Raw genomic sequence first — 14,004 nt, 5'->3', positions numbered from 1 at the left:
TTTCCGGCTGTGATCATGGCGGCGGGCTGGTTGCACCGCCATGATTATGCAGGTCGGCTGGGGCGTTGCACCCGATCGCGCTGTGTGGTCGGACCTCGTTGTAGTCTCTGCGCCAATGCTCCAACTTTTCACGGGCGTCGGCAAGGCTCATGAACCAGTGTGCGTTCTAGCACTCCGATCGAAGCTTGCTGTTGAAGGCTTCGATGAACCCATTGTCCGTCGGCTTACCTGGCCGTGAGAAGTCCAGCGTGACGTTGTTGGCATATGCCCAGAGATCGAGATCGCGCGAGATGAACTCACTGCCGTTGTCCACTCGGATCGTCCCAGGATACCCGATTTGGCCGCAGACGCGTTCGAGCGTCTGAACGACATCCTCGCCGCGGTAGGTGAACCGAGGATCGGCTGCCGGGCAGTAGCGCGAATGCGTGTCCACTACGGTCAGGATGCGCAGCTTCGATCCCATGGCGAGTTGGTCGTGGACGAAGTCCATCGCCCAGACCTCGTTCGGGCCGGCAGCGTCTCGGCGGTCCTCGCGAAGCTTGGCCTTCACCCGCCGCTTAGGGTGCTTGTTGCGAAGCTGCAGGCCTAACTCGCTATAGATCCTGCGGGTCTTCTTGATGTTCACCACCCATCCCTCCCGGCGCAAAAGAACGTGAACTCGTCGATACCCGTATCGCACACGAGTCTGGCATATCTCTCGTATTCTCTGTTCGAGGCCGGCCTGACCGGGTCGGCGGGACTTGTAGTGGTAGGTCGAGGTGTCGAGCGGAAGAGCCTGGCAGGCCCTTCGGATCGACACGCCCCAGTCCACCAGCATCCCGTCGACCAGCTTGCGCTTGCGGTCAGGCCTTAAAGCTTTTTAGCGGATGACGTCCTGTAACATCTCCCGGTCCAGTGTCAGGTCGGCGACGATCTTTTTCAGGCGCGCATTCTCGTCCTCGAGCTGTTTCAATCGGCGCATCTCGTCCGGCAGAAGCCCCCCATACTTTTTCTTCCAGTTGAAATACGTCGCCTGACTGATCCCCGCCTTGCGGCAGATTTCCGCAACCGGCGTGCCGGTCTCGCCCTGCTTGAGAATGAACGCCTTCTGTGCGTCCGTGAACTTCGATGCCTTCATGGAATTCCGCTCCTTTCCCAGCCAGGGAAAATCTAGCGGAAAACTCCAGTTTCAAACGATCCAGTTTTCAGGGGGCAGAGCAAGCAATTCGAATGCAAACTCGCTGCGGTCAAGGAACTTTTGCATCTTTGGGCGTACCGGATTTCGCCTCTATTGCCCAGAGATACTGCTTGTCATTGACAGGGTTCAGGAAGAGTGTCCGCGGGTGGTCTGAAAACCAATCGAGCAGTTTCTCCCGATTGATCCCAGTCCAGTCTTCCCCGGAAAAACCGAAATCCTTCTTGCCTATCCCCCCCCAATCATCGATCAGCACGGCAGCTCGGCCTGCATGCCCATTCGCAATTGCGCGTAGCTCCTTCAGTAAGGGAATCTGCCGCTCCCATTCCTCCAGGTCCGTTTCGGTATCGAGCCGTGCCGTTGCCACCGGGTATCCTGAAAACCGCGAGTTTTTCCAATCGACTCCCGCTGACCCACTCCAATGCGCGTCGAGAAAAAAGAAGCTGGTCCCGGGGAGGTCACTTACGATAGCGGGAAGAACATCGCCTGAATTGCCCTGCAGGCAGCGGATATTCGGCCTGTGCGACAAGTCTTTGCAGGCATTTTCGTAAAGCGCCCGCGACAGCTCGATAGTCGTTACCCGCTTGAACCAATTGCTTGCATGCAGGGTGGTGTGGCCGAACAACGTGCCTGTTTCAACGAAATCATCGAAACCGGCCGGCGCGAATGATATCCGCAGCTCCTCGAGCAACGCAAAGATCGACTGCGGATAGAGGGTCTCGGGTTCTAGCGTCAGCAGTACCGTTCCCGTGGCAGTGTCGACCAGCCGCACAATCCCGGGACCTGTCATTGCCAGACGACCGCCGAGCAAGATACGTTTCTCAGGTGGCTGGCCGGCAAACCAGTGGAGACCGTCCGGTGGCACCGGGGCCGGGTCGATCTCGTATGCGAGCGGCCTGCCCTCGCGGTCCAGCCACTCGGGCGTCATCGCGCTGACATCCTCTCCGACGATCATGACTTCGAGCGTCACTTGCGGGTCGAGGCGGTCGATCCAAGGGCGACGATCGGCGAAGTGTACCCAACGAACCCTCGGATCAAGCTGATTCGTCCTGATGTACTGATATCGCATGACGGAAGCGCAAACCCTTGGAAACATATGGTATTTTCACGGAGATTCAAACACGCCAACCCGCGCCACCCTGCGTTCACTATAATCAACGGCTCCGAATATAGTCAATCGGCCTCAAGGCCGTCCGGATTGGCGCATTCCTACCACCCCGTTGAATGACATCATTCGATGATCCGGTTGATTGTCTTCACATCGACCGGATGACCGAAAACCGGCGGCAACGTATATTGCGGCGGCACGTGAATGTCGGGCAGGTTCTCGGGCGCCTCGGGAAGGCGGTACCGATATGCGGACCGCACGAAAAACGCACTCAGCATTGCAGCCGACCGGGAAATACCCGAACCGGTCGAAGAGATCGGAAAAGCTTTGCAACGAGGCCCCGAAGTAGTCGCTGTTCTGCCAGCGGTGATCCTTGTCGTAGGTAATCTCGAACCGGATCGGTGGTGGAAACTTGTTGTTGACTTCGACGATAAAGAACGCTGGCCTGCACCCCGTTTTGAAATATCCGCTCGGAGATATGATAATCGTTGCCGTCCAGATCGACCGAGATCATGTCCGGGGACCGCCCGCCCAAGGCTTCCCGACCGCGCTCCAGAAGGGCATCGATTTGATATCGATTTGATAGAGCGAGATCCAGCTCTCGAAGAAAAGCAGGCGCTTCGAGTGTTCGTGATCGATCAGAAGGGATTCGCCGCCCGCCCAGTAACACGACCAGCCGAGTGCCAGCAGAATGACCCTGTCATGAGCCGAGGCGCTCGCCCCCTGTTCGGCTTTTTACGCCAGCCGGGCGCATGCAGTTCCTGGTCGCGTGCGCAAGCCATGCAACGGCTGCCCTGCGACCGCCGTTCGCTGTCGGCATGTCAAACGCGGTCAGCCCGGAGAGGTTTGTAAGTCAGCTGGAAGCCGCATCGTCAGATGGGAAATGCTCGCTCGCCGCTCCGTCTCGCCGCCGGTGCCCAGACAACGAAATGCCAACCGCAAGGTACCCTGATCGGCGGGCAGATGGAGCCTGATTGTGTCGCGCTCGGACAGGGTCATCCTGCTGATCACACGGCTTTCTCCCTGCTTCACGACAAGCTCGAGCCCCTCTGTGCCAAGCAGGCGGAACACGCGCCCGTCCAGGATCACAGCACCTGCTACACGCGCATCGGGTCCGGGCGTAAACACCGCCTCGGCGCGCTCGACGATCAAACGGCTCAGGCGGTTCGGACGCTCCACCAACCCACGGTCTTTTCCGACAAAGCGGAGCGTCCCGAGGTTGAATCGGGCGGCCACGCGCGCGACACGCGCCGTCGCGGCCGGTCCGCGAACGGCCAGTACGTCGAAGTAGTGCCGCCCCCAGGTAGCACGCTCCGCCTCCAGCGTGGCCGCATCCACGGGCCGAAGCACATGGTTCAGGTCATCGAGCTGGAATAGGGTAAAGGGACCGTGGGGTGCGAGCGCATCATCGAGCGACCAGATGTCTGGCTCCCATTCGAGCATCAGCGTGACGTTCGGGCAAGCCGCAAGGCTCTGTGCAAACCCCGACAGCGCCATGGGTTCGGACGCCTGAATGTCCATTTTGATGAATGTCGGCAAGCCCGCTTCGTTTTCCACCCGCCACCCGTCCAGCGTGACAACAGAAATGCTCTGCGCGTCTGCGACCGGCCCACTGGGCGGGTTGAGGGCCGATTGCAGGCGGTAGTCGCCGAAATTCACATCTTTTCGCACAAGCCGCCCCTCCCCGGCAAAGTCGGAGACCGCATGCGGCACCACGTCGACCCAGTCGCACAAACCGTTTTCGGCAAGGCTTCGGGACAATGCGGCGCGGTTCTGCGCGCCGGGCTCGAAGGCATAGACCTTGCCATCCCGGCCCCGCTTGCGAAAGGTCGCCGAGGCGACAAGCGCGTACCACCCGATATTTGCGCCGACGTCATAGACACGAACCGGATCGGGCGACGCCTCCAGTAAGTCCAGAAAAACCCGGGTCATGAACGCGTCCCAGATCCCGATATAATGGAGCGTGCTGGATATCGGCGCATCGACGGCTGGATCGTGCGTGGTGACCCGCAAGTTCAGATCGGCCAACCAGTCATGCGTGACGGCAACTTCGAAAACCGGTGTAAATTGGTCTTCCACGCCCTCGTTTAATGAGTCAGTCATCGATTGCCCTAACCTTCCCGGTAGACAGGCGTGTATACCGCCCTTCTCCGCGCCACAACCGGCCGACCGGGCGCACCGCAAGGTAGGGCGTTTCAGACAAAAGCGGAGCAGTCTCATAAGTCAACGGCGTACAGCCTCGTGAAGCTAGGAGCCGACGCCACTCGGCCAGCGCTTCGTCGCGGAGCGATTTGAAGCGAGGCTCGCGTCGTGCACGCGCAACATGCCGATGATCTGCTCTTCTGAATAGCGGCTCTTTCGCATGGTCCATCCTCTCTTCGATGGACTCTACCATCCCGTGGCCGGAATTCAGGGGGCTGGGTCAGCAGATGCGAGTTTTCCGCACGGTTGTTTTCATGCTGCCCTGTGACCTGGCGAGCGGCAGGCCGTCCACACGTGACACTGCCAGTTGGCATGACTGGGGAACACCCTTATGCTGAAATCATCCTATTGGGCCTATTAGTACTGGAGGCTTTTCCAACAAATGCGGCGCGCACTGATCTGCGGAATAGGCGGCCAGGACGGCAGTTATCTGGCCGCCCTGCTGCTGGACAAGGGCTATGAGGTCTGGGGCACCTCGCGCGATGCCGAGACGGCGACCTTCAGCAATCTTCAACGGTTGGGTCTGGTCGGGCGGGTCAAGCTCCTGTCGATGGCTCCTAACGATTTCCGCAGCGTCTTCATTGCCGTCGAGCATAGTGAGCCCGACGAAATCTACTATCTCTCGGGACAAAGCTCGGTGGGATTGTCATTTGGCCAGCCTACAGAGACCCTGGAAAGTATCGTGTCTGGTGTGTTGAACATGCTTGAGGTCATGCGCCTGCGCGGCCGCGAGATGCGGCTTTACAATGCCGGGTCGAGCGAATGTTTCGGCGATACTGGTGACCGAGTTGCGGATGAGGACACACCGTTTCGTCCCCGCAGCCCTTATGCCGTGGCCAAAGCTTCGGCGCATTGGCTCGTGGCGAATTACCGCGAGGCCTACGGGCTGCATTGCTGCACGGGCATCTTGTTCAACCATGAATCGCCATTGCGCCCGCCGCGCTTTGTCACCCGCAAGATCGTGTCGGGGGCGGCGCGCATCGCCGCCGGTCGGCGGGAGAGGCTAGTTCTGGGTAATCTCTCTATTGCGCGGGACTGGGGCTGGGCCCCGGAATATGTCGACGCCATGTGGCGCATGCTGGCGGCCGAAACGCCCGAGGATTTCGTCGTCGCCACCGGCCAGACTGCGTGGCTTGAAGATTTCGTGGCCGAGGCCTTTGCCTACCACGGGCTGGACTGGCGCGACCATGTTGAGATCTCGGCCGAATTTGCCCGCCCCAGCGACATCCAGGTCAGTCGCGCGGACTCGACCCGCGCCGCCGAGCGCCTGGGCTGGCGCGCGCAGACGCATATGCGCGACGTGGTGCGGAAAATGTGCGCGGCAGAGGTCCAGCAGAACGAGAGCACGGAAAAATGACCTACCTCGCTGCTTCACAGCCCCGATTCATCCTGCATATCGGCGCGAACAAGACCGGGACGTCCTCAATCCAACGGATGCTCTTAGAAAACCGGCAGGTTCTGCACGACGCCGGGTGGGAGTATCCCGATTTCCACCTGCTGCACATGGCGCACCACCGTCTTGCCTATTCGATCGGCGGGCGTCGGGACCTTGCTCTTGCCGGAGACTGGGAGAGCGAGTTCCGGAACTTGATTTCCGACCGGGACAAGCGCTTTGTTTTTTCCTCGGAACTGTTCTTCCGCGTCGTACCGCCCGAGAAGGTCGCGCATTTCTTCCCGCCTGAGGAGACCCGCATCGTCCTCTACCTGCGCGATCATCTGAGCTACATGACGAGCTGGTACGCGCAGGCGGTCCAGGAGCGCAACCTGATCGCCGATTTCAGCGACTACGTGAAGGTATTCAATACCCCGCTCACATCCTACCTGTCCCGCTGGGAAGAGGTTTATGGTCATGACCGGATCGTGCTGCGGCCCTTCGTGCGCAGTATGCTGGAGGGGCAGGACTCGCGGATCGACTTCTTGCAGTTCGTCGATGGTGTCGCTCCCTCCGCAGCTACGCTGGCTGCGGCGGAAAGCAACCTTTCGATTTCGGGAAACCTTCTATTTTTCAAGAGATTGTTAAATAATTATATGACAATTGAAGAAGCGGAGAGTTATCCAATTACGGACGAATTCGGTGCCCTTTCTGAGGTCAAGGAAACCTTTAACGGCAGGTTCAAGGCTTCCCGGGACGAGGTCGGAACGGTGCGCCGGGTGTTCCATGCGGACATTGCAGCGCTCGCACAGCGCGGTCTGGAATTTCCGCCCATGCCAGAAGAGGTCACTGGACATGCCTGCCCGAATTTCGACACGCTGCACGAAGACGTCCGGCTGATCAAGGAGATCGCGATGAACACCGGAAAGCACTTCCTGCGGTACGCAACACGCTGGCAGGACTGGCAGTCCCTTTAGATGCCTTGTTAGGTGTCTTGGGGGTGACGGTGCAGACAGACAAAGGCGGGCCCGTCTCTGTTTTGGGGGACACTCGGCGGCTTGGGCGGCGAATTGCCGCCACTCTGCTTGCGCGATTTGCCGGTTTCGCTTGAACCGGTTTCTATCGTTGATGTGGCGTTCGAGGTTGAAGTGTTTGTAGACGGAAGAATGGACGGCGACAAATTTCCGGAAGCTTCCCATTCGCCGGAAATTGAGTATCGCCCGCTCGCGTCCTCGTAAGGGCTGATGTGAGTTTTCGGCTTTGTTGTTGGGCCATCTCCCGACATCCTGTTTGTCCTCATTCCCGATGACCTTAATTGCGGCGCGCAGTGATTTCATGCGGTTCGCCAAGACGACCCCGGGATTTTTGTACCGCTTCATCGCCCTACGTAGAAACTTCAATGCAGCCTAGCGGTCCTGCCATCTTGTAACATATAGATTTCCAGCACCTCACCCTCAAGATCGACGGTCTGTCAGAGAAAGTGCGTCACGCATCGTCCGTCTCCGTTCCGACAGACTCTCAATTCAAATGCGGGACCAAACAGGGCTCAGGTCAGCTTGTCTGACTGAAGGGCCAAACGATTGAAACCGGGCAACAACGGTCGGTGACTAAGGGTGACGGAATTCGATCAGATCGAGGAAAATGCCTAGCTTGCGCTCGTCTGTCGAGATGCCCAGATCAGCAGGTGCAGGGGCGTCAGGGCTGCCAAAGCTGAGCGCGATTTCTTCGGAACACTCGGTGATCGGTACTGACAGTATAAAACGGTATTCAGTCGGCCACTCGGCCTCGGAGAGCAGGAAGCTGTTGCCGCAGACTGAGATGGTATAGGCTCCGAGCTCCGGCTCCAAATAATAGGGTAGGAGACCCGTTATCCAGATCATCACACCGTCGTCTGCCGGTCGCGGCAAAACTAGGCGGGCAGTTTCACCAGCGCGCGACCAAAGCCCGTTCGGGCCGAAATTGAACCAGCCTTCCTGAAAGCGATCTCGCATGTCGATCGGCTCGATGCGGGTGACCGAAAGGGCCTCCCCTGAAATGAGGATCTCCAGAACTTGATCATATTGGCGCAAGCGGCCATTGGCGATGGCGGCGTCCTCATGTACGAAAATCACTGTACCAATCCCATAGCGCCAGACGATTTCGGACAGCATGAAGACCAAACGCTCATCACTAACCCGATTGGTGGATACTTGGATGACTTCGGTATTGAAAATACGTGCGAAGTGGCCTGCATAAATGCTGAATGAGTTTCCAAATATTAGGATTGGGGCGTTGTTGCTGGGCGAGTTCGGGGTCCAGCGCCGTGCGGCGCTGATAGGTCCGATCTCTTCAATGAGCGCACTTCGGAAATCGCGTTGTTCGGTGTGGGAAAATTCAAAGCTGGCGGGCTCGCGAACGGTCACCATGCGTTCGATCTGATAGATGCCGCGAAGATCAGCTGGGCGTTCTACGGTCGTCAATTCCGGGCTGAGCTCGGGCAGGCCGAGCGTAGGTGCGATAGAGAGCAATGCATCCAAGATCGACTCACTGTCCGAGTGGAAATTGAGAGCCGGATAATAAAGCGGATCATCCCGCTTCTCGCGCATGATTTCGAGCGGGTAATGCGTCGCTTCTGACATCGCCGCCAATGCACTTAGGTAGCCTTCTCCTTGAAATGCCGCCGCGCAATTTCTTCGGATTTCAAACGGGACGTAACCGGGCAGCTCGTCTGCATAAAGGACCGGCTTGCTGGGAATGACTAGATTGGCGAAGGTAATGCCCTGACTCTGCCAATAGGCACTCCAGCGATTGATCTGTTCTAAAACTCCGGGGATATCAGGCCGACTGTCAGCATTTAGTGGCCGGCAGCTACCGGCAAAAGCCGCATAGCTGAGCGGCTCGGGTGCATGAGTGGATAAAAAGACAAAAGACCCTGTGCGCAGCGTGTTCACAGCTCCTGCATCGCCAAGCCAGTAATAGCGCACTTGTTGCATCAACTGAACGGCATGGACGCCTAACAGGACACGTTCAGAATACCACTCGGAAAATTGCTGGAACGCGCGGATCGGGGTGTCAGTAAACTCGCTTAGCATAGGCATTTCCGTCAGGTTGCGATTCAGCCGGAAGGAGAGGCCGTCGTCGGGCAAGAGCATGCCAAAAGACGGTACCGCGAGGCTTATTCCCAGTAGGAAGCCGGTAGTACGCGCTTGCCAATTTGTACGTGCCATCCGCTGCCCCCGCCTAAAACTGGAAGTAGATGAAAGGGCTATACGAGCCGGAGAGAACTCGGAGCGCCGAGAAAATGAACAAAACCATTGCGATCACTGTGGTGACCCAGACTTTGCTGTCGCTCATGGCGATTGGAACCCGGCCATCGTCAAGCGGCAATAGCGCCCACTGGCTCAATAGCCGAGGAATTATCGAAACCGCTAGCACGATGCCGGCACTCAGCGAGATCCAAGTCTCCGTCGAAATGTATAGCGAAGTGTAGTTTTCGCCGCCCCAGCGTGTAAACATGCCGAGGAGGTATGAATTGGCGGTGGCGAAGTCCGCGGCGCGGAAATATATCCAGCCAATCATCACCACTCCCAAGACATATACATGACGAGTCACCACGGTGCGTGCTAAGGCATTGCCGAGGCCCGCTCGCTCGACCACTAGGAATGCGCCGTGGAAGAGACCCCAGAAAACGAAGTTCCAGGAAGCGCCATGCCACAGTCCGGTAAGGAAGAAGACGATCCACAAATTGAGATAGGTGCGCACAGCGCCGCCTCGATTGCCGCCTAGCGGAATATAAACATAGTCGCGGAACCAACTAGACAGGGAGATGTGCCAACGGCGCCAGAATTCCGTGATTGAGGTCGATCCATACGGAAAGCGGAAGTTTCGCGGGAAGCGAAAGCCTAAAATCACGCCTATCCCGATAGCCATTGTCGAATAGCCAGAAAAGTCGAAATAGATCTGGATGGAATAGGCAATGGCACCGAGTATGAGATCCGGTGAGCTCAGATCCATCATGGAATCGCCGAAGGCTGTGTCGGCCAGCGGCGATACGACATCGGCGACGAGGACTTTTTGCGCCAGGCCGACCGAGAATATGACACTGCCCCACCACAAATCCCGCAATTGCACGACGCGGCGCTTCAACTGCCGTGCGACCGACGAGAAACGGACGATCGGACCGGCGATCAGTTGCGGGAACATCGCAATATAAGTGCCAAGTCGGATAATACTTTTTTCCACCATGGTGGGGCGGCGATAGCAATCAACAAGATAGGAGATCGCCTGAAATGTGAAGAATGAAATACCCGCCGGCAGCATAAGCGCTTGCAAATGATCGGGCGGCCCCAGCATGAGGACATCATCAACGAAGAAAGTGGAGTATTTGTAATACGCAAGCGGGCCAAGTGTTCCCACAATGCCGATGCCCAACATGATGCGTTTTTGATTCGGCTTTTCAATCCATTCGATCAAGATTGCGGTGAGATAGGTCCAGACTACTACTCCGATCAGCATCAAGATGACATAACCCTGCCCCCAAAAATAGAAAAAAAGGCTGAGCAGGAGGAGCGCAAGATTGCGCATGACCGCGGGAGCGATAAAATACAGCGCTAATGAAATTGGCAGGAATAGAAAAAGGAACTCTACTGAAGAAAAGACCACCGTTACTAGTCCTCTGAAGAAATGCTCAGTGTAGCGAAATTCAAGAAAAAATGCCCATCTTCATCGATCAGTTTGCATGGCCGATATGGTATGTCAATCAAGAGGTCGGGCGCAGACAGGCAAAGGCGGGCCCGTCTCTGTTTGGGGGACATTCGGCGGCTTAGACGGCAAGTTGCCGCCTAAATCGAAGAGCCCCTAGCAAGTAGAGACCGGTTCGCTTTTGTCTGACATCACCCAAATACGGTCTTTCGAAAAAAGAAGTCTGCGCAGCATCAGCCCAAGCGTTCGCTCGTCATCGGACAGTCCAAGCTCCCTAGGGGAGTTAGTTTGACTAACAAACAATTTCACCTGCAACAGCCCCTTAAACGCCGGCAGAGCCAACTGCCAGTCGACTATCGGATGATCCCCCAGAGCGATTTCGATTGGACAGGTTTCCTCGCGTCCGCTGGTTGTCTCGGTAACGGTGATTTCAGCGGGAACCGGCGTCGAGAAGTCGGTGGATATGAACATCAGAGATCCCTGAACCTCGTTAACGGACTCTGCATCGGGTATCTTCACGAACAGGCTTGCTGTGGGGGAGTTGGTCCACATCCCTTCGGGCTCAAGAGGGTTAAAGCCAATGAGGGAAGCGAAAGGCTTTGCGTTATTGGCGCCCAGAAGACCGAGGATTTCCTCCCCCAGGGGAATCGGATCCAACTGAGGATCTGCCTCGTTGCGAAGGATGTCTAGAACAGGCAGCAACTCCGTGTCCTCCAGGAGCGGGCTCTGGCGGCTAATGAGCTGCTCGTAGAGGGTTAAGTAGAAACCGGCCTCTTCGACACTTTCGGCGATTGCGGACGTGAAAGGTTCGCCCATTGCCTCGAACCCCAGCATTGCCGCCCGGCCCGGATCAAGGAGCGTCAGCACACGCCACATTGCGAGATTCGTCACAACTCCCTGAATGCTCTGAAGATATTTTGGGTAAAAGGCGTCGCGGTTGCCGTCAGCATGCTGCGACAGGAGGATCAACTGGCCTAAGGTCTCAATGGCATGGCACCTTGATAGACCGCCCAAAATGCGGCCCAGCTGCTCCATTCGATGTTCGCTGATCCGCGAGCCGAGCAGGCCGAGCGCCACGAACCGCCCCCGCTCGAGGTCGGGAACTTCGAAAAGGCTGTCTGGGAGCAACAGCTTGCGGTCGAAGAACGACGTGACCAGGCGTCTGGCGGCGACGAACTCCGACAGCCAAGCAGCGTCGCGCGGCTCTGCGTGGGGAATCCTGTTATGCCGCCGCATCTCGACGATGCCCTGACGGCGGAAGATGGAATCGATATTGTCGCGTAGGAAGGCGACGAAGTCCCGCGCATACTGCTCCGCAGTCCGATCCTCGACAGCTTTCCAGGCTCGGCTTCCCCGCTTGGCGACACCATCGGGATGGTCGAGAATTGACTGCAGCACCGCCACAATTTCGGAAACTTCGCCGAGGTTGTTGAGAAAATAGCAGGCATCCTCGGGCATCTCGGCGAAGGATCCCGTCCGATAAGCGATCACTGGTCGACCAAAAGCCATTTGCTCGACCAGTGACAACGAGGCACCTTCGGTATTGGGGTAGCGCAGATTGAAGAAGATGTCGGCAGCAGCAAGGGTGGCATTGTATTCGCGTTCGGTGGGATCGACCACAAGGTCGAAAGTATCGGTTAGGCCGGCTTGTTCGATCTCGCCGCGCAGCTGCTGCAGGAACTGCGGGTTGCTTCCATAGCCGGCGATCGTGACCTTGAAACGGCCCTGAAATTCCAGATTGGCGGCAAAAGCCGCGACCAGAAGCTGAAGGCCCTTGGTCACCTGAATATGACCAGCGCAGACGATATGAACGGGTCTGTCCCCGATCGACACCGGGGCGGGCGATTCGGCATCGGGGCGGGGCATGAAGAGCGTGCACACATCGGCCTGGTAATTCTCCCCGAGCCCGCGACGACCGTAATCGGAATGTACCACTGCTCCGACACCGAGCCGCGCCAACCGGTCGCCAAGCGGTACCTCTGTGGCCCATGCACTTTCCCACGGGACGAAGAGGACCTCGCCCTTGTCGCAACTCAGAAAGCCGCTGGAACTGAAGAACTCGAAAGCAGCCGGCCCGCCGGCGCTGAACAGCAGTGCGTTGAGCGAGGCAGAGGGGTGGTTGCCCTCCATACCTTTCGCCACGAGATAATGTTGATAGACATGGTCGTGCAGCACCACGATGCCGGGGTGAATCTGGAGCGCTTGATAGATAGGGCCATGGTGCAGGTCGTTGTTGCCCAGATGGTAGACTGCCACATCGAACAAGGCCCAGAAATCGGACCGCAGCAAGCTATCGGAAATCTCGACAATCGGATAGTCGATTTCGAGGGGCTTGTCCTCCGACGGCGGATAAAAGACCACGACGTCGATCTCGTCGCAGGGATAGGCTCTCTTCATCTCGGCCAGGACGTTGCGTGTATAGGTTGCAATCCCGGTCTTGGGCGAGAGGGGCGAAAACCAGCCAATTCTAATCAATGGGGAATCACTTTCTTCAGGTCTGCAAAACGGCCATCGATGAAGGTTTTGTTCATTTGCCTGAATCTATAAATTTCCGGGTTTCGATTAAGAACCATGTTCTTCTTTTGCATTAATATGATACGTTCTAGCATCTTCTGGCTCCTCGTGAGCGCATCAGAGATCGTATAGACGATTTCTGTATAACTCCGGCTTTGAAACTCTCTTTCCTGTAAGCTATCGACCTTTGTCGAGTTAGCGCCCTCGGTTTCTTGCAGAGCAATCGTGTAGATGGCGTTCGACATGCTGTCCAGCGGTGTGATCGCCGCTATAGGGGCAAAATAGGAAAACCCGACATGGATGTGGAGATCCGCCCGCGCGAGGATGTCCATTCCATTTTTCACCGGCGTCTCCGGAGATATGACGGTTGCCCGTGCCAGTTGGGACAGGCCCTCTCGAAGGTTCGAATGCCTCTTCGGGTCCAGTCCGGCACCATGATCGAAAATCGCGACCTCAGGAGTATCCGACATGCCGGTGGGATCCAGCAGAACAGGGAGCCGGTTGGCCATTCTCATGGGCACGAAAGGCGCCAATCCCAAGGACTGTCTGAAATGCAGGTGGTCCAGCAGAATCACGCAGTCGAAATTGCTAAGGACGTTTCTGACCCAGAAGTCCGACGCGCCGCCGCTGCCGAGATTGCGCGCCTCGAATTCCTGCAATTCGTCTGGTAGGGAGCGGGTGCAAATGAGGATGTTGCGCCCCAGCATCTTTTCAGGAGTGTTCGGAAGGCCGACGAACAAGGCCAGATTGGCGTGCCGGCCGGCCGGAAACGCGCCAAGCGCCTCAAGTTCCGCAACCGCCGCATCGCCGTCGCTGACCTCGCTGATTTGCGCGTGGGCCTGGCTGTGCAGATAGGTCTCCAAGGATTGTCGAAGCAGGGTTTCGCGAAGCGAAACCGGTGGGATTGCCGTTTTCAGGAAGAATATATTCATCTCGAGTAGTCGATCCTAATGC

Annotated in this window: 8 protein-coding genes and 2 pseudogenes; 2 read left to right on the top strand and 8 right to left on the bottom strand. The window is 57.4% G+C overall.

Annotated elements, in window-relative coordinates; all coding sequences use genetic code 11:
- Positions 1-13 precede the first annotated feature (13 nt).
- The 3 genes and pseudogenes from P0D52_RS11795 to P0D52_RS11785 form a co-directional block, all read right to left on the bottom strand.
- Positions 14-1,117, bottom strand: a pseudogene (locus P0D52_RS11795) (IS3 family transposase).
- Positions 1,118-1,226: 109 nt separating this feature from the next.
- Positions 1,227-2,243, bottom strand: coding sequence for a hypothetical protein (locus P0D52_RS11790; protein ID WP_394692849.1), 1,017 nt, complete (start codon positions 2,241-2,243; stop codon positions 1,227-1,229).
- A gap of 870 nt (positions 2,244-3,113) precedes the next feature.
- Positions 3,114-4,385 (bottom strand): FkbM family methyltransferase, encoded by a 1,272-nt coding sequence (locus P0D52_RS11785; RefSeq protein WP_394692848.1) that lies wholly within the window; start codon positions 4,383-4,385, stop codon positions 3,114-3,116.
- Between the two features lie 481 nt (positions 4,386-4,866).
- On the opposite strand from P0D52_RS11785, the gene P0D52_RS11780 reads away from it, so the two are divergent.
- Entirely contained in the window at positions 4,867-5,841 is a 975-nt protein-coding gene (locus P0D52_RS11780; RefSeq protein ID WP_394692842.1) for a GDP-mannose 4,6-dehydratase, read from the top strand.
- Entirely contained in the window at positions 5,838-6,833 is a 996-nt protein-coding gene (locus P0D52_RS11775) for a hypothetical protein (protein ID WP_394694817.1), read from the top strand. Before P0D52_RS11780 ends, P0D52_RS11775 begins: the two co-directional genes overlap by 4 nt.
- A gap of 228 nt (positions 6,834-7,061) precedes the next feature.
- On the opposite strand, the pseudogene P0D52_RS11770 reads toward P0D52_RS11775, so the two are convergent.
- The 5 genes and pseudogenes from P0D52_RS11770 to P0D52_RS11750 form a co-directional block, all read right to left on the bottom strand.
- Positions 7,062-7,235, bottom strand: a pseudogene (locus tag P0D52_RS11770) (IS6 family transposase); the annotation flags it as partial.
- Positions 7,236-7,463: 228 nt separating this feature from the next.
- A complete protein-coding gene (locus tag P0D52_RS11765) occupies positions 7,464-9,062 on the bottom strand; it encodes a hypothetical protein (protein ID WP_394692847.1) in 1,599 nt (532 codons plus the stop codon).
- Positions 9,063-9,075: 13 nt separating this feature from the next.
- Entirely contained in the window at positions 9,076-10,497 is a 1,422-nt protein-coding gene (locus tag P0D52_RS11760; protein ID WP_394692846.1) for an MBOAT family O-acyltransferase, read from the bottom strand.
- A gap of 195 nt (positions 10,498-10,692) precedes the next feature.
- Positions 10,693-13,011, bottom strand: a complete 2,319-nt coding sequence (locus tag P0D52_RS11755) for a glycosyltransferase family 4 protein (RefSeq protein WP_394692845.1) — start codon at positions 13,009-13,011, stop codon at positions 10,693-10,695.
- Complete coding sequence (locus tag P0D52_RS11750) at positions 13,008-13,982, bottom strand: hypothetical protein (protein WP_394692844.1); 975 nt, start codon at positions 13,980-13,982, stop codon at positions 13,008-13,010. Before P0D52_RS11750 ends, P0D52_RS11755 begins: the two co-directional genes overlap by 4 nt.
- Between the last annotated feature and the right edge of the window lie 22 nt (positions 13,983-14,004).

It is taken from the genome of Hyphobacterium sp. (assembly GCF_043584775.1).
Taxonomy (GTDB): Bacteria; Pseudomonadota; Alphaproteobacteria; order Caulobacterales; family Maricaulaceae; genus Hyphobacterium.
This window is presented reverse-complemented; position numbering and strand designations above follow the sequence as displayed.

Coding starts and splice junctions, on each gene's coding strand:
- P0D52_RS11790 (WP_394692849.1), bottom strand. CDS start 2,243: ATGCGATATCAGTACATCAGGACGAATCAGCTTGATCCGAGGGTTCGT.
- P0D52_RS11785 (WP_394692848.1), bottom strand. CDS start 4,385: ATGACTGACTCATTAAACGAGGGCGTGGAAGACCAATTTACACCGGTT.
- P0D52_RS11780 (WP_394692842.1), top strand. CDS start 4,867: ATGCGGCGCGCACTGATCTGCGGAATAGGCGGCCAGGACGGCAGTTAT.
- P0D52_RS11775 (WP_394694817.1), top strand. CDS start 5,838: ATGACCTACCTCGCTGCTTCACAGCCCCGATTCATCCTGCATATCGGC.
- P0D52_RS11765 (WP_394692847.1), bottom strand. CDS start 9,062: ATGGCACGTACAAATTGGCAAGCGCGTACTACCGGCTTCCTACTGGGA.
- P0D52_RS11750 (WP_394692844.1), bottom strand. CDS start 13,982: ATGAATATATTCTTCCTGAAAACGGCAATCCCACCGGTTTCGCTTCGC.